Raw genomic sequence first — 16840 nt, forward strand, 5'->3', positions numbered from 1 at the left:
TTTTCAATCTTTCAAAACTAAAGTTTTTACAAATTCGGTGTTCGTTACGACAAATTGGAACGTTTGTCGGATTGTACGATTTTTTCAATCTCTTCATGAACCGCTTCTTTGACGGCGGCCCGTAATTGATTGGTCAGGTCAGCGCGCAGACGATGGTAACTATTGTTAATAGCCATACTTAAAATGTCGTCCATCTGTGCCGATACATTCTCGGCGATTCGGTCGCCCGCGAGCACCAACGCCATTTCTTGATCGGACAGCGAAGAGGCGTTTTGGCCATGACCGGGCATGCCGACCGGTTCAAGCACACGGCTTAGTTTTTCCCACGAGACATTGATCCGGTCGTTCAGAACGGGGATGTCATCGTGATGGGCGATGGTGGGCTCTTTTCGCAGTAATTCATTGGTCATGCGTGTTGTGCTCCTTGGTCATGGGCGACGGGAGCCAGCCCCGCCGACCGGTAAATCTTAAAACGCTCGCGCGCAGGCTGCCGCTCAGACTCTGCCGCCCCGACGATATCAATCACCCGCCCAAAACGGCTAAAGAGACTCTTCCAGTCATCGGGAACTTCATCATCGAGCAATAACAAAACATCTCGAGCAGGCAAGAGCTTTTCGTCCGTGTGGTAAACAATCGGCGTTTCGGCCGCCAATTCATCATCGGCGGCAACGTGGGGGTAGAAACCCGTCGGCTCGAAACTCCAGAGTTGACGGACAAAGAAATCAAGCCTATGCGCATCGCGCGTCCACACGGCCACCGTCATGTTGTTGGCACGTGCTTTGCGTACAACCCGGCAGGCGTAAAGCAGCCTGTTGGGAACGTTAAAGTGAAAGTCGATTCGTTGCGCCATTTCTTTTTTACTCAGCGACGCTGGCCATTTGGTGCAAAAGCATCATCAAAAGCGCCACGGGACGACCGGTGCTGTGCGCGTCTTTACCGGACTTATAAGCTGTAGCAGCCACGTCAAGGTGAGCCCACGGTGTTTCATCGTCGACAAATTGGCTTAAAAATGTTGCGGCTACGCAGGATCCGCCCACTCCGCGCGGGCCGGTGTTAACGCAATCGGCAACATTGCTCTTAATTAATTCTTTAAAGCGGCGGCCGCCAAAGGGCAGAGCCCAGACAGGGTCGTGAGCGACATCGGCAGAGGTTTCTACCATGTCACACAAAACGGGGTCGTTGACAAAAAGACCGCTGATATCCGAACCCAAGGCCACTTGAACGGCACCGGTGAGCGTCGCCACATCAATAATGGCTTGCGGCTCAAAGCGCGAGGCGTATGTCAGGGCATCGGCCAAAATCAATCGACCTTCAGCATCGGTATTGGTGATTTCTACGGTTTTGCCCGAAAGTGTCTTGATAACGTCGGAGGGTTTGTAGGCTGCGCCATCGGGTAAATTTTCACAGGCAGGAATTAAAGCCACAAGATTGATCGGCCACTTTTCTTTGGCGATCGCTTCAAAAACAGCTAAAACCGCTGCGCCGCCAGCCATATCAAACTTCATCTCAGTGATATGCGCTGAAGGTTTAAGGCACAGACCGCCGGCATCCAAAGTGATTGCCTTGCCAACCAAGCAGACGGGCGATTCGGTTTTGCCTGCGCCGCTATAGTGCAGTTCAATAAAGCGCGGGGCTTCACGGGAACCTTGCGCCACGGCAAGGAAGGCATTCATTCCGATTTTTCGAGCGGCTTTTTCATCATGAATCTTAACGGTGACACCTTTGACGGAGGCGAGTTTCTTTGCTTCATCGGCCAGATACGATGGCGTGCAGATATTGGCAGGAAGATTTCCCCAAACTTTTGCACGATTGATGGCCGATGCAATCGCTTGACCGATCTCGGCCGTTTGGGTTAACGCGATGCCTTTTTGTCTGACGATAATGTTGACATGGCGCTTTTCCAATAGTTTTCTGTTTTCTTCCGTGAGCGGTTCAAAAGCAGTGCCGGCGACGATCGCCAGTTGTAAAACGGACCACTCTTCGGTCTTATTTTCTAAACACCAATCGGACAGTAAAACTGAAACCGATTCAGCTCGGGTGGCGGCCAACGCAGCCCGTGCGGCGCGTGTGAACGCATCTTCGTCAAACTTTTCCTGTGGTCCCAGACCGACCAAAATCAATTCTCGGGCAGACATTCCCATCGGGCGCAACACGCGCGTCACCTCGCCGAGCCCGGCTTTAAAACCATCAACAGACACCATGTCGCTGATGGACTGATCGAGCCCCACGACTTTGCTCTCAGAGCGAGTGGTCTTTGTCTTTTCAAACAAGCCGATGATGAGTGCTTGTGAGTTGATTTTTTCAATAGATTGGATCTTGACGGTCAGTTTCAATTCCGGCGTCCTTCAAAAGAATTCTCTGAAACTACTCATTTTAATAAAAACGTTTTGTTTTTCCTACGCTTTTTCTAGGCAAAAACGCGGTCAAAAGAGCGAAAAAAGCAGTGGCAGCGTCTATAATAAATCCGTTACTTTGACAATCGCACAGTTTATTAGGAGTTCGAAACATGACGGCTTATCCGAAATTACGTCTGTCTCGCCAAACAAAAGATATTGAATTGTTGTTGCCTTTTTATCGTGACGGTTTGGGTTTTGAAGTACTCGATCGCAGTGAAAATGTTGACGGCATGGACACCGTGCTCTTGGGTCATAAGGATTGGCCGTATCAGTTTGAATTTTCTCAGGTCAGAGGCAGTGAAGGCGCTCCGCGTGCGCCGTCGGCTGAGCATTATCGGGTCTTTTGTATTGAAGAGGAAGAACATTGGAGCGCTCGGTTGGCGGCCATGTTCCAAGCCGGTGTGCCTCAGGTGACACCGCCCGTGCAGTATGTCAACGGAAAATGGCCTTGTGTGGCCTATGAAGATGCCGATGGCTATCGCGTGGTGCTTGTACACGGTAAGTGGAAAAAATAATCTTTGATTTGAATTCGGGCAGTTTTGACCGCCCGCGGCGCCCAGGCCCTGTCGACCCCGGGCGCTTCTTTTTTAGGAGCTTAGAGCGTGATTCAGCTTCGTTATGCAACGATTGACGATGCAGAGGCTTTGGCAGGGGTGGAAAGTGCTTCTTTCCCGCCCGCGGAAGCTTGCAGTTTGGAAAATTTTAAAAAGCGTCTGGCGGTTTTTGCCGACTGCTTCATTGTGTTGGAAGAGGACGGTCGCATCTGCGGCCTCATTGACGGCATGGTGACCGATCAGCAAACGATTACCGATGATCTCTACGAAGATGCGTCACTGCATAACCCCAACGGTGCCTTGCAAAGCGTGTTCGGTTTGGCTGTATTGCCTCAGAAAAGACATCGTGGCTACGCCTCATTGTTGATGATGGAAATGATTGAGAAGGCTCGCAACGAAAACCGTCGTGGCTTGATTTTGACTTGTAAAGAAGGACTGATTGCTTTTTATGAGCAATTCGGTTTTGTGAACAAAGGGCTTTCAGCCTCTGTTCATGGGGGAGCCGCTTGGTATGACATGGTGCTTGATTTTGAGCGTCAACCTGCTTCAGGATTTTAGGATTGAAAGCAATGCTTAAACGAAGTGATTTTGAAATCATGGCCCCGGTGGGTTCGAGAGAGTCCCTTTACGCAGCCATCCAAGCCCACGCTGATGCCGTTTATTTTGGGGTAGAAAATCTCAATATGCGTGCCCATTCTGCAAAAACTTTTACGATTGCCGATCTAAAAGAAATTGCGGGGATTTGCCGTGAACACGGTATCAAGAGTTATCTGACGGTCAATACCATCATTTACGATGAAGAACGTCCCTTGATGCGTGAAATTTTAGAGGCGGCTAAAGAGGCGGGGATTGACGCAATCATTGCCTCGGACGTCGCGGTCATGAGCTACTGTCGGCAAATTGGCCTTGAAGTTCACCTGTCGACGCAATTAAACATTTCCAACGTCGAGTCACTTCGCTTTTTCGCTCAGTTCGCAGATGTTGTGGTTTTAGCTCGTGAACTGACGCTCAAGCAGGTGATAGCCATTTCCAAAGCCATTCAGGATGAAAAAATTTGCGGTCCTTCAGGCAACTTGGTTCGTATTGAAATGTTCTGCCACGGCGCGCTTTGCATGGCGGTGAGTGGCAAGTGTTACCTGAGTCTTTCCACCCGTGGTTACAGCGCCAATCGCGGCAGTTGCATTCAAACCTGTCGTCGTTCCTACATCGCGAAAGATAAGGAGCGCGATATTGAATTTGAAATTGACAATGAATACATCATGAGTCCGAAAGATCTGAAGACCATCGGATTCTTGGACAGAATGGTGAAAGCGGGCGTTCGGGTTTTCAAAATTGAAGGACGGGCACGGGGACCGGAGTATGTTCGCACGGTCGTTGAGTGTTACGACGAAGCGTTAAAGGCTATCGCCGAAGATCGTTGGAGTGAGGAGCTCTCTCAGTCATGGGACGGGCGGCTGGCGACGGTTTTTAATCGAGGCTTTTGGGATGGTTTTTATCTGGGACAGCCCGTCGGTGAACTCACCGAGCACTATGGCTCAAGAGCGACGGAAAAGAAGTTTTATACGGGCAAGTGCTTAAAGTATTACTCTAAATTAGGTGTGGCTGAATTTTTGGTTCAGGCGCAAAACTTTAAACTTGGAGAAAAGCTTTTAATCACGGGACCGACAACCGGAGCTGTGTACGTAACGCCTGAAAAAATTCTTGTTGATGACGTAGCGGTTGAAAACATTCAAAAGGGAATGGATATCACTTTCAAAGTGGCAGAAAAAGTTCGTGAAAACGATAAGCTCTACGTCGTGAGGACGGTTACTGCAGACGAAGAAGACGTCCAGTAAGAATATTTTTCAGCCAACATTGCCAATCCCTGTCCTGATGGATGGGGATTTTTTTGCTAAACGAATATCGATACTGTTGTTTGTTTTTAAAGAATTTTTATGTAAAAATGAAAAACGTTGATGTAAAAATACATTAACGAAGTATAGGGGAGATTGCATTTAGGAGAACCAAAATGCATGTGAATCACTGGGTGCAAAATGCTGTGATTCGTCGAATACGGCACATTACGTGTTTTAGCTGTCGCTCTTGCTTTAGCTATTGTCGTTTTTCCGCCTCCTCCAACGATTCTTCCGCCACGTTTGGTTAGGCCCGCATCGTTAGGGCTGAATTGACGAAATTTCTCTCGTCAAACTTCCACCATATAAAATTTGATTCTGTTACGGCTAATGTTGCCCAAGAGCATCGAATAAACGGTGTTTAGTGAATGGGGAAACCTCCTTAAAAGGTGTTGAGCAACGCGCAGTGATGGAATTTTTCTAAGGATAACCAATTATGAAACAATTAAAAGTTGCCGTAAGCGCTGGCTTGGAAGATGTTTTTGAATCCATTCGTGAGCAAGTTCTCGTAAAGGGGGCTGACTGGATGGAAGTGTCTGCGGTTGTATTAAGTAGCGAAGACATTCGGGCCGGCAAGCTCGAAGAGGTGCAGTCCCTTCACTTGGGAATTCCGGTGTTTGCCGTGGCCGATAATCAAACTCAATTGCCGGTCGGACAACTTTATGGCGTGATGGATACCAATCCGACCAACAAAGCTTTTTATGGGCGTCAAGTCGATAACGCGGCTCAAAAGTATGAAGAACAGTTACTGCCGCCATTCTTTGGCAGCCTTGAAAAGTATGTTCAAGCGGGCAACCTTCAGTTTGACTGTCCGGGGCACCAGGGGGGCGCGTTCTTCCGTCGCCACCCGGCAGGTCGCGCTTTCTACAATTTTTTCGGCGAATCTATTTTCCGTGCTGACCTTTGTAATGCTGACGTTTCCATGGGCGATTTGCTGATTCACGAAGGCGCCCCGTGCGCCGCGCAAAAAGCGGCCGCTAAAATTTATAACGCTGATAAAACCTACTTCGTTTTAAACGGCACGTCGGCTTCAAATAAAGTCGTGTTGAATGCCGTTTTAGCTCCGGGCGATTTAGTGCTTTTTGACCGTAACAATCATAAATCCAACCATCACGGCGCATTGCTTCAAGCTGGCGCAACCCCTGTTTATCTTGAAACAGCCCGCAATCCCTATGGCTTTATCGGTGGCATTGATGCTCATTGCTTCAATGAAGAGTATTTGCGCGGTTTGGTGCGTGAAGTCGCTCCTGAAAAAGCCGATCAAAAACGCCCCTTCCGCTTGGCTGTGATCCAATTGGGCACCTATGACGGCACAATCTATAACGCTCGCCAAGTGGTTGACTCCATCGGTCATCTCTGTGACTACATCCTTTTTGACTCTGCCTGGGTGGGCTACGAGCAATTTATCCCGATGATGAAGGACTGCTCGCCGCTGCTTCTTGAACTTGGCCCCGAAGATCCCGGTATCTTTGTGACGCAATCGGTTCATAAGCAGCAAGCCGGTTTCTCACAAACTTCTCAAATTCACAAAAAGGACAGCCACATCAAGGGGCAGGATCGCTATGTGCCCCACAAGCGTTTAAATAACGCCTTTATGATGCATGCTTCCACGAGTCCCTTCTATCCGCTTTTTGCCGCTTTGGATGTTAACGCCAAGATGCATGAAGGGGAGTTGGGCAAGGCCTTGTGGCTTGATTGTGTCAAGGTGGGGATTGAAGCCAGAAAATTACTTATAAAGACGTGCCACCATATTCGCCCCTTTGTGCCCAGTATGGTGGATGGCCGTCCGTGGGAAAGCTTTAACACCGAAGAAATGGCTTGTGATTTGAAGTTTTTTGATTTTAAGCCCGGTGAAAAGTGGCACGCTTTTGAAGGCTATGGCGAACACCAATATTTTGTTGACCCCTGTAAATTCCTTTTAACGACGCCGGGGATCAACACCGAAACCGGTGAATATGATGATTTTGGCGTACCGGCAACTATTCTTGCCAACTACCTGCGTGAAAACAACATTATCCCTGAAAAGTGTGACTTAAATTCCATTCTTTTCTTAATGACTCCCGCCGAAGATATGGCGAAGATGACGCATTTGGTCACTCAAATCAAGCGCTTTGAAGAGTTGCTTGATGCTGACGCCCCGTTGTCTGAAGTCTTGCCTAGTGTCTATTCGGCCAATGAAGAACGCTATCGTGGTTACACCATCCGTCAGCTTTGCCAAGAAATGCACGATTTCTACAGAAGCCGCAATGTGAAGCAATTACAAAAGGAAATGTTCCGCAAGGCTCATTTTCCGAAGATGGCCATGCAGCCGCAGGAGGCTCACTTTGAATTCATCCGCGGTCATGTGGAATTGGTGCCGCTTGAAAAGGCCGAAGGCCGCATTGCTGCAGAAGGTGCTCTGCCTTATCCGCCGGGCGTGCTTTGTTGTGTGCCGGGTGAGGTTTGGGGTGACGCGGTGTTGCAATACTTCTTGGCACTTGAAGAAGGCATCAACCGCATGCCGGGCTTTTCACCCGAACTTCAAGGCGTTTATATCCAGCAGGACGCTGACGGCAGAAAGCGTGCGTACGGCTACGTGATTAAAGAAAAAGCCTGATTTAGTGCTCCACAAGAATTCAATCAAAAATAGACGGCCGAAGGTGTTTGCCTTCGGTCCGTAAGGTTTCTTTTGTCTCAATCGAGAGCAAAGATGAGCGTCTTTGAGTTGACGTTTCTAACGGCCATCAACATGATGGGATCAGGCATTGAGATGTTGCCCACCACATTAGCCGAGGTTGGTACGATTTCCATTTTGTCGTGGTTGGTGACGGCTGTTGGCTCGCTTTGTTTGGCATACGCTTTTGCCAAATGCGGTATGTTTAGTAAGCGTCCCGGTATGGGCGGCTACTCCGAATATGCGTTCGGTAAGTCTGGCAACTTTATGGCCAACTACACCTACGGTGTTTCTCTTCTTTTTGCCAACATCGCAATCGCCATTACCTGTGTGGGCTATGGGCAAGTTTCTTTGAAGTTGAACTTTCTCCGATTCAGGTCTGCATTGCCACGATTGTTGTGCTTTGGGTCTGCACGGCTTCCAATTTCTTGGGAGCGAGCATCACCGGCAAATTGAGCGCGGTGGCTGTCTGGTGTGTGATCATTCCGGTGCTGATTTTGTCGGTGATCGGTTGGTTCTGGTTCGATCCGGATTTGTATGTGGCTAGCTGGAATCCGCGCAATCAGCCCTTCTTTACCGCAGTGGGCGCCTCCATTTGAAAGCTTTTTTGCCTTTAATATCTCAAAAACGATATTAAAAATAAATATTAATTTTTATAAATGAAACAAATAGATACGATGTATTTTAGTAAAAAATAATAAATAATTTTAGTAAAAAATATAGAATAAATTTAGTAAAAAATATAAAATTTAATTAGTAATTTTTCTACCTATGGTTAACAGCATTATGGAAACTTTTTATAGACGTTGGGCTGAAGAGACTCTAAAAAAGTATGTCAAATTAATGAGAGTTGTTTGCGTGCTGGGGGCTAGACAGAGCGGGAAATCAACGATGTTAGAGAATGCCCAAATCAAGGCGTTATATAGAACATTGGATGACGAAAACGAATTATTGGCTTCCCAAGACACAGAGTTTTATCTTAAACAGTTTTCTGAAGATACAGTGATTATTGATGAAATTCAAAGGGCTCCCAACTTGATTCTTGGAATCAAACGAATAGTTGATAAAAATTCCCAACCCGGCCAATTCGTTTTAACAGGATCGGCGGATTATCGAAAAATTCCAAATGCAACGGAGTCTTTAGCAGGTCGTGCGGCAGTGATTCGAATGCGGCCGCTATCTCAGGCGGAAATCCGGGGAGTTTCTCCTAATTTTTTGCAAAAACTTTTTTCAGAAAGCTTTTCCCCTAATGACAGGGTGGAAGCCCTGGGAAAAATGAAGCTTTTCGACTTAATGCTTAGGGGAGGATTCCCGGAAGTTCAACATTTCCCACAAGAGCATTTAAGTGTTTGGTTTTCAATGTACATACAAAACCAAATTATGAGAGATTTGAGTCTCAGCTCAACCATTAGAGTTAAACCGAATACTGTTTTGCAAGCGCTTCAGGCGATGGCCTTTTTTTCCTGCGCGATTAAGAATGTCGGCGAACTAGCGCAGGAAACTCTCGTTAGCCGGGACACCATGGACAAATATTGCTCTGGAATGGAAACATTGTTTCTTCTAGATGAAATACCAGCTTGGACATTTAATCCAATTGCAGGGCTGAGGAAAAAACCTAAATTAGTGATGGCCGATAGTGGTTTGGTTTGCCATTTGCTCAATATTCGCCATGCGGAAACTTTGCTCAAAGGAACAACATTGCAGGAACAACAGTTCGGTCGCCTTGTGGAAACATGGGTTTACGGACAAATTGCGCCGGAAATGGATACCCATACGGATTGGCGCTTATTCCATTATCGGGCCAATGAAGATGCTGAAGTGGATTTTCTCGTTGAAAATGATCGAGGTGAATTGTTAGGTCTAGAAGTTAAATCTCGAGAAACGCTCAAACCGGATGACTTTAAAGGTTTAAAAAAGTTTAAAGAGGCATTTAAGGGAACCAAGTTTATCGGGGTGGTTCTTTATCCAGGAGATAAGATCTTTCGACAAGCAGATGGTTTCTGGGCTATCCCGATGAGTGCTATGTGGAGTAGCTAAAACAGGAGTTGCTTTTATTGTGTACGCGGTCTAAAAAAGCTGAGTTAGCGTTTGGGGCAATCAATAGTCGATGTTTCAGATATGGCGATGATTAGTTTAAATAGGATTCTCTTTTTTCCTCTTGTTTCCCTATCTTTTCTTGTCAATGCGCAAAGCTTAGAAAGCTTACTTGCCGATGAATCAAAAATAAGTCATTGGCAAGCCGCTTCTTTTGTTTCCGAAGAAGGAGTGCGCGCTTTTTGCGATCAACAGTGCTTTTCAGCTTCACTAATTTCAGACGAAATCTTTAGTCGGATGAAAGGAAAATCGTATCCATCCAATTGCACGGTTTCTCGAGAAAAATTGCGCTATCTGAAAGTGCTACATTACACTGCGGATGGTTACATCCGTTTAGGCGAAATGGTTGTCAATCGGGCTATCAGTCAGGATGTTTTAGACGTTTTCAAAATCCTTTTTGAAAATCGCTATCCGATTGAAAAAATGGTCTTAATTGATAATTACAGAGCCGATGACGAAAAATCCATGAGTGACAACAATTCTTCGGCCTTCAATTTCAGATTTGTTCAAGGTACTCAAGTGTTGTCGAATCACAGCCACGGAATGGCTGTCGATATTAATCCGCTCTATAACCCCTATGTCGTCAAAACAAATAAAGGAACGCTTGTGAGTCCCAAAGCCGGCCTGCTATATGCCGATCGAAAACAAAAGTTTCTCTATAAGATCAGCGCCGATGATTTGTGTGTTCAAGCGTTTAAGAAAAGAGGCTTTGAGTGGGGCGGAGACTGGAAAACGCGAAAAGACTATCAGCATTTTGAAAAAACAAAATAACTGTCTTATAAAAAACGCCGACATCGAGATGATATCGGCGTTTTGATAATGGTTTGATGATTAGATTAGAAAACGATATAGGTCACAATCATCAAGACGATACAGGCGGGAGCTGTGCGCTTTACGATTTCCATCGGATTGACGCCGGCAAGGCCTGCGACCAAAATCACGCCGCCTGCCAAGGGAGAGGCCGTACGGCCGATGCCGCCAGTGATAGCAGCGAGCATACCCAAATCAGGGATGGTCATACCGAAGGAGGCGGCATGAGGTGTGACCGCTTCGTTAAAGGCAAAGGCTGCTGCGTCGCCCGAACCCGTCAAAACACCTAGGAGGAAGGGACCGACACTGCCGCCGATCTTGGCCCATTCGCTGGAGTTTTGAAGGAAGTTAATCAAAATATCAATGACGCCGGCCGCGCGCAGACCGGCCGCAAATACGCCGGCAGCGATGATGATACCGAGGATCTTGGCGTAGCCGCTGCCCATGCCGTCGAAGAATTTCTTCGTGCATTCAGCCGGGCTCGTTCTCGTCACAGCCAAAGCATAAATGGCACCGATCAACATAGCCGTGGCCACAGAGATCTTCACATTGAAGTAGAGCGTGCAAAGCAGCAACAAGGCGATCGGAACAAGCGGAGCGATAGCGTAGGCAAGGTTAATCTTTTCAGGTAAATTCGATGCCCTTTGTTCACCGTTATTTTCAGCAACGGCTCCTTTTTCCGGGCGCTTATAGTCCTTATAGACAATGCAGACGATCGTCAGCATGACCATGAAGGCCACAACGATGATCAGAAGTTTTGTGGACATCGCCGAAATCAAATCCATTACTTCCATGTTGGCCATCTTGGCAACGAAAACGTCGTGAGAGACGCCGGGGTTGTAGAAGGCACCAAACGAAGAAGCAACCAAGCAGCTTGCGGCGATCGCGGGCTTAAAGCCGGCGCGCACCAAAATCGGAATCAAAGTCGGGCCGACTGCGGCGCACAAGCCCGCCGTGGAAGGAATGGCCACTGAGCAGAAAGAAGCAACAGCCATACTGGCAGGCAAGAGGAAAATACCCATGCTGCGTAACGGCTTCATTAAGAGGGCGACCAATTGGACATCGCACTTTGTCAGAGAAATAACGCCGGCAAAACCCATAGCCGAGCAAATGGCGATAATCAATGAGGCATTGGTCATTGATTTATCAAATTGTTGGAAGGCGGTGAGCGGCTCAAGCGAAGCAATGGCCATAATCAAGCCTGCCGCAATCAACACCATACGTGTTTCATAGCGTTTGATCAGACCGTAAATCGTCAAGCAGACGATCACGATACTGACAATTACAGTGTAGGACATTTAGACCTCCGGAATTTGAGAAAGGAACCGAACAAAATGCTGTCCGTGTCGACATGAAAGGTTAAAAGCAATGCCTTTTTGAATGAATGGGTAGTAGTTCTAGATTGGCTGTCAGATGTCAGTTAACTGATTAAAGACATCTGTGTAGCATTCATGCAAAAACAAGTTGACAGAAAGAAAAACAGTCGTTTTAATGGACAAGGCGCTATATAAAACATAAGAATACATATATTCATCAATACTCTCTCTTTGAGGTGTCCGGTCATGTTTGAAAAGGTAGTACTGCCCGATGAAAAGAGCGGATTTTTCCCCTCGCGCTCTCCGCTTTTTGAACAAGTTAAAGCTTCCATCATTAAAAAAATCCAACAGGGTGTTTGGCACCATGATGATGTGTTGCCCAATGAGATTGAGCTCGCAAAGATTTTCAATGTCAGTCAAGGGACGATTCGTCGAGCTTTAAAAGAATTGGTTCAAGAAGGGTTTCTCGTCAGAAAACAGGGTAAGGGAACCTATGTGAGTAGCTACGAAGCGGAGTTTGATGCGTTTTACTCCAAGTTTGTTCCGATCAAAGCCGATGATCCCGCTCAAAAATGGAAGACCTATGTCCGCATGACGGATTATGAAGAGATTGCGCCGACACCGCGCGTCTGTCACCTGATGGGCATCACCGATACGACAGAAGTAATCATTCACATTAAACGTCAACACTACAGTCAACTGGAAAATAAAGACAAGGTGGATTGCTTTGACGAGCTTTTCCTACGCAAACGCTTTTTCCCGGGACTGACTCGAGAGCGTTTTTTGGGACAGAAAAATAGTCTGTACGCCTTTTATCAAAGAGAGTTTGATATCACGATTCTTCATAGAAGAGACATCTTAAAGGCAGCGCTTTTAAACGCAGAACAAGCAAAGTCTGCCGGTGTGCCGGTGCCTTATCCAGCGATTATCCAACAAAGTCAGGCATTCGATATCAATGATAATTTAGTGGAATTGCGCTACTTGACGACCATCACGGACTATTGTCACTACGAAGTGTTGCGATAAATAAAACAATATTTTGCTTTAAGTGAAAAGAAGGGGAATCGATATTAAAAACGACTCCCCTTATTGATGGACGGATTATGCGGCCTTATTCTTAATTAACAAGAAGCGCGTCAGCATTTCAAACGCTTCGGGCAAGCTTTGTTCGTCTTGAATTTCAAACGTGCCCTTGTGGTGGCCGGTTTGATTGCAGCCGAAAATAAAGAAGCCGGCTTTGCCGCCATGAGAGAGGACCTTACGGATTAACCACGTGCAGTCTTCAGAACCGGAAATGCCGTCACTGGGCACCAAACGCTTAACAAAGGGAATGGTCTTTGCGATTTCTTCCAAGGTATCGGAAACTTCGGGTGAAGTTTCTAAGTTTGTCGCTGCACCGACCTTTTCAATCGTGTAGTCCACGCCATAGGCTTCGGAAACACCCTTGACGATGCGTTCAACATTGTCGACCATGTATTGGTTGACAGCTTCGGTTTGGCCTCGCACTTCGATTTGCATTTGAGCGTGAACCGGCACCACATTGCGGCCTTCGCCGGCACTTAATTTACCGATCGAGATGCGCGTATCACCCTGGCCGCTTCTCGGAATACCCGCCAGTGTCGTGGCGACATTACAGGCTGCCAGAAGGGCGCTGCGACCTTTTTCCGGGTCAGAGCCCGCATGAGCCGGTGTTCCCGTGAATGTCAAATCCATCTTGGCGGTCGCTAAAAAGCCTTTGCGGCAAATACCGATTTCACCCAATTGGCAATTTGTACCGATGTGGCAGCAAATGATGTAGTTGACATCATCCAAAAGACCGCTTTCAGACATGGGCAAACCGCCGCGTGTGCCTTCTTCGGCCGGCTGAAAGAGTAACTTGATCGTGCCGCACAATTCATCTTTATGATCGGCGATCCAGTGAGCCACGCCTAAGCCGACAGAGGTATGACCGTCATGACCGCAAGCGTGCATGAGGCCGTCTCGTTCAGAGCAATAACCGCCAGCGACCGATTCGTGTTGAGCGTCGTGGCTTTCTTGAACCAAGACGCAGTCCATGTCGTGTCTAAATAACGTGACAGGACCCGGGCGGCCGGTTTCCCAAATACCGACGCAGCCCGTATAGCCTTCCGTTTCATCCAAAAAGGCTTGGCTGACCCCATGGTCTTTAGCGCGTTGCATCGCTTTGGCCACGAGTTCAGGGTTGCGGCCCATCACAAAGTTCGGATTAACGGCTTTTGTTCCCATTACGACCTTGAAACCCAATTCGCGAAGGCGGTTTACAACGATATTCATCGTTTCAAATTCTGTCCAGCCTTCTTCGGGGCGCTTATGAATACGACGGCGAAATTGGACCATTTCAGTGGTATAGGCTTCGTTCATTTTCATACCTCGTTAAAAAGTGGGCAACCTCGTTGAGGTTGCCCGAAACCCTCAGGGAGTTACTACGGTTGATAAAACTGTTTTGATTACAGGAAAAGGATCAGGATGAACCAAGCTGTAATCATTGGGACGGCGGTGCGTTTCACCAAATCGATCGGAGAAACTTGCGACATACCGGCCAATAAAATCACCACACCGGCAATCGGACTCATGGTGCGGCCTAATTGAGCAGCACACATAACGGTGTTGCCCAATTCAGAAATCGTCATACCGAATTCAGCGGCGTGAGGTGTCACGGCTTCATTGAAAGCAAACGTGGCGGCATCGCCCGACCCCATCAAAACAGCCATGGCCCAGGTTCCCAAGGCACCGCCGACACGGGCATATTCGTTGGCATGTTTGAGCGCTTCAATTAAGGCGTCTACAACGCCCGCTTCACGAAGACCTGCGGCGAAGACGCCCGCAGAGATAATGATGCCGAGCACATTGCCGTAACCTTTGCCCGCGCCGTTAAAGAATTCCTTAAAGGCATTTTGCGGATTAATGCGCGTGACAATCATCGTGTAGGTGACGCCGATTAACATGGCTTGCGCCACGCCCATTTCGATGGCGGGAACATAGGTGTTGCCCAAGAGCAAGATGACCAGAGGAACCATCGGAGCCAAGGCATAAAGGATGTTGACCTTGGTGATGCCGCCCGTGGTATCGGTTTGGATGTTGCCCAAATCGCCCGAACCCTTATGGTCACGCAAGAACACTTCGACAACCGTGATCATCAAAGCGCCGACAAGACTCAATACGCTGTAAGTGAAGGCATTTTCGATAATGAATTCCATGGGTTCAATGCCGGCCATACCGGAAATCATGACCGGGTGAGCGCCGCCGGGGTTGAAGTTGGAGCCGTAGGTGCCTGCCAAAACAGCGGCACCGGCGCCGGCAGGCGTGATGCCCGAGCGGATCATCAAAGGAATCAAAGTGGCGCCGACGGCGGCAGCGCAGCCTGCTGCCGAAGGAATGGCCGCATTGATGACGGCCGTCAAGAGCGTGCAGCATGGAATCAAAAATAGTCCCAAGGACTTCATGGGACGGGTGAGCAGTTGAACCAAGTGAATGTCACACTTGGTGTAGCTAACCAAGAAAGCAAAACCCATGGCCGAGCAAATCGACTGAATGAGATTGCCCGTGGTCATAGACTTCGCAAACTGATTGTAGGCGGCCATCGGATCGAGCGAGATGATGCACATCAGCAAACCCGAGACACACAACACCAGGCGTGTTTCGTAGCGCTTAACCAAAGCGACCAAGGTGAGCGCAACAATGACAAGTGCGGCCCAGAACGTCAAAGACATGATAGAAGTCTCCTTAAGTAGAGAAGAAAGGTTGATGTATGGTACAAATCCTCAACTTTTCGCTCTATTGGGAATTCTTCGACAAGTGATGTCAGATAACTGAGTTAGAGGGCACTTGCCGAACTTCTAGCCTGCGGCACACAAAGGCCGCAGCCAGGCCAATCGCACTGATGATCATGGCGATGAAATAGGCGGTTTGGTAATGACCGTCGGAGACTGTCAACGCAATGATATTGGGCCCCAAAATGCCGGAGACAGAAAATGCCAGTGCTAAAACACCGTAATTCATACTGGCGTTGGCAGGACCGAATTGTTCGGCGGTGTAACCAGGGAAAACACCGACAAAGGATCCAAAGCCTGCTCCGATACACACGAGACCCGCGAAAAAGAGTAGCGAATCGCCAATTCCAGCCAAACTAAGTAAAACGAGTCCGAAGATGGCTAAGGCGACGGCAGAGCCCAACGTAAAGACTCGTCCTAATTTATCGGAAATGGCGCCGCCCAAGAATCGAGCGGTGGTATTGGCGAGCGCCAAAGCGGAAATGGTGAACACGGCCACCGAAATACTCAAACCGATTTGCGTTTGAGCCACCGTGACGGTTTGCGAAAAAAGCATCAACGGGGAAAGGGTGCCGGCAATGAACAACACGAACATGGCCCAAAAGCGTCCGGTACGAATCATTTGGTACCAAACAAGATTGTTGTCAGCCTTCTGAGAGGTTTGCGCGGAGCGGGAAGCCGGAAGGCGAATTAAAAAGGCACAGCCCAAAATGATGACGGCGCAAGCCACTGAATAAATGAATAGGGTCGAAGAGATACCGATATTGCCGGCTAAATAGTTTGCAAGCGGGGGAAGGCAGACGGAACCGATGCCATAGAAAGCGCCGACGGAGCCGCCGGCAAAACCGCGCTTATCAGGGAAAAGTTTTACCGCGGAAGTAACCGTCGCAATAACGGAAGTGCCCGAACCAAGACCTAAGCAAACACCGAAACCTAAAAGAAGCATCATGGGGCCTGTGCTCAAACTCATTAATAAGTAGCCAAGAGCCATGACAATGCCGCCGATGAAAAGTACCAAACGGGGACCGAAGCGATCGGTCAGACCGCCAGCCAGCACCATCGCGACAGGATTGAGCGCTGCACCGATACTGAATATATAAGTAAGAGAGGCGACCGAAACCGTTTGACCGGCCATTTGAGTGTACAAATCAGCCAACCAACTTGAGTAAATGCTCCAGGCATAAAAAGAGCCTAAACAGAAGTTAACGATCCAAAACAGAATCAGGTAAAACCAACGTTGCTTTTCGGTCATAAAAATCTCCTCGACAGAAGGAGAATCATGTTACTGCTCGCCAACAGAGGATTTTTTAAGTCAGTTAACTGTTATCGGATATCTG

The 16840-nt window shown here is 48.0% G+C and carries 17 protein-coding genes; 10 read left to right on the top strand and 7 right to left on the bottom strand.

The genetic code is table 11. The annotated features are described in order from the left end of the window. Window positions 1-44: 44 nt before the first annotated feature. The 3 genes from M3080_RS04640 to M3080_RS04650 are packed head-to-tail and all read right to left on the bottom strand — an operon-like array spanning window position 45 to window position 2333. The gene (locus tag M3080_RS04640) at window positions 45-410 is read right to left on the bottom strand and encodes a hypothetical protein (protein ID WP_249092100.1); all 366 of its coding nucleotides are present in this window, start codon (window positions 408-410) and stop codon (window positions 45-47) included. Continuing rightward, on the bottom strand, window positions 407-850 hold the full coding sequence (locus M3080_RS04645; RefSeq protein ID WP_249092101.1) for a DNA polymerase III subunit chi: 444 nt from the start codon (window positions 848-850) through the stop codon (window positions 407-409). The genes M3080_RS04640 and M3080_RS04645 overlap by 4 nt, the downstream gene beginning before the upstream one ends. A gap of 7 nt (window positions 851-857) precedes the next feature. Further along, window positions 858-2333 (bottom strand): leucyl aminopeptidase, encoded by a 1476-nt coding sequence (locus M3080_RS04650; RefSeq protein WP_249092102.1) that lies wholly within the window; start codon window positions 2331-2333, stop codon window positions 858-860. 173 nt (window positions 2334-2506) lie between these two features. On the opposite strand from M3080_RS04650, the gene M3080_RS04655 reads away from it, so the two are divergent. The 9 genes from M3080_RS04655 to M3080_RS04685 all read left to right on the top strand — a co-directional run bounded on the left by M3080_RS04655 (window position 2507) and on the right by M3080_RS04685 (window position 10360). Then, window positions 2507-2911: a VOC family protein gene (locus M3080_RS04655; protein WP_022472178.1), complete on the top strand. Its 405-nt coding sequence runs from the start codon at window positions 2507-2509 to the stop codon at window positions 2909-2911. Window positions 2912-2998: 87 nt separating this feature from the next. After that, entirely contained in the window at window positions 2999-3508 is a 510-nt protein-coding gene (locus M3080_RS04660) for a GNAT family N-acetyltransferase (RefSeq protein WP_249092103.1), read from the top strand. Between the two features lie 11 nt (window positions 3509-3519). Next, window positions 3520-4785: a peptidase U32 family protein gene (locus tag M3080_RS04665; RefSeq protein ID WP_249092104.1), complete on the top strand. Its 1266-nt coding sequence runs from the start codon at window positions 3520-3522 to the stop codon at window positions 4783-4785. Between the two features lie 173 nt (window positions 4786-4958). Next, window positions 4959-5093, top strand: coding sequence for a leader peptide SpeFL (speFL, locus tag M3080_RS09405; RefSeq protein WP_353477832.1), 135 nt, complete (start codon window positions 4959-4961; stop codon window positions 5091-5093). A gap of 185 nt (window positions 5094-5278) precedes the next feature. Further along, window positions 5279-7438, top strand: a complete 2160-nt coding sequence (gene speF, locus M3080_RS04670) for an ornithine decarboxylase SpeF (protein WP_249092105.1) — start codon at window positions 5279-5281, stop codon at window positions 7436-7438. A 93-nt stretch (window positions 7439-7531) separates the two neighbouring features. Next, complete coding sequence (locus M3080_RS09365) at window positions 7532-7951, top strand: amino acid permease (protein ID WP_346429227.1); 420 nt, start codon at window positions 7532-7534, stop codon at window positions 7949-7951. Then, window positions 7894-8094, top strand: a complete 201-nt coding sequence (locus M3080_RS09295; RefSeq protein ID WP_346429228.1) for a hypothetical protein — start codon at window positions 7894-7896, stop codon at window positions 8092-8094. The genes M3080_RS09365 and M3080_RS09295 overlap by 58 nt, the downstream gene beginning before the upstream one ends. Window positions 8095-8281: 187 nt before the next feature. After that, window positions 8282-9532: an ATP-binding protein gene (locus M3080_RS04680; protein ID WP_249092106.1), complete on the top strand. Its 1251-nt coding sequence runs from the start codon at window positions 8282-8284 to the stop codon at window positions 9530-9532. A gap of 294 nt (window positions 9533-9826) precedes the next feature. Beyond that, on the top strand, window positions 9827-10360 hold the full coding sequence (locus tag M3080_RS04685) for a M15 family metallopeptidase (RefSeq protein ID WP_249092107.1): 534 nt from the start codon (window positions 9827-9829) through the stop codon (window positions 10358-10360). A gap of 65 nt (window positions 10361-10425) precedes the next feature. On the opposite strand, the gene dcuC (M3080_RS04690) is transcribed toward M3080_RS04685, so the two are convergent. After that, window positions 10426-11697 (bottom strand): C4-dicarboxylate transporter DcuC, encoded by a 1272-nt coding sequence (gene dcuC / locus M3080_RS04690; RefSeq protein WP_249092108.1) that lies wholly within the window; start codon window positions 11695-11697, stop codon window positions 10426-10428. A 264-nt stretch (window positions 11698-11961) separates the two neighbouring features. On the opposite strand from dcuC (M3080_RS04690), the gene M3080_RS04695 reads away from it, so the two are divergent. After that, window positions 11962-12741 (top strand): GntR family transcriptional regulator, encoded by a 780-nt coding sequence (locus tag M3080_RS04695; RefSeq protein WP_249092109.1) that lies wholly within the window; start codon window positions 11962-11964, stop codon window positions 12739-12741. Window positions 12742-12816: 75 nt separating this feature from the next. Here the strand turns inward: M3080_RS04695 and M3080_RS04700 are convergent, their stop codons facing one another. From M3080_RS04700 to M3080_RS04710, 3 genes are all read right to left on the bottom strand, one after another. Continuing rightward, entirely contained in the window at window positions 12817-14094 is a 1278-nt protein-coding gene (locus M3080_RS04700) for an amidohydrolase (protein ID WP_249092110.1), read from the bottom strand. Between the two features lie 86 nt (window positions 14095-14180). Continuing rightward, on the bottom strand, window positions 14181-15443 hold the full coding sequence (gene dcuC, locus M3080_RS04705) for a C4-dicarboxylate transporter DcuC (protein WP_249092111.1): 1263 nt from the start codon (window positions 15441-15443) through the stop codon (window positions 14181-14183). Between the two features lie 91 nt (window positions 15444-15534). Continuing rightward, window positions 15535-16755: an OFA family MFS transporter gene (locus M3080_RS04710; RefSeq protein WP_249092112.1), complete on the bottom strand. Its 1221-nt coding sequence runs from the start codon at window positions 16753-16755 to the stop codon at window positions 15535-15537. Window positions 16756-16840: the final 85 nt, after the last annotated feature.

Source organism: Parasutterella secunda (genome assembly GCF_023336895.1).
Taxonomy (GTDB): Bacteria; Pseudomonadota; Gammaproteobacteria; order Burkholderiales; family Burkholderiaceae_F; genus Aphodousia; species Aphodousia faecalis.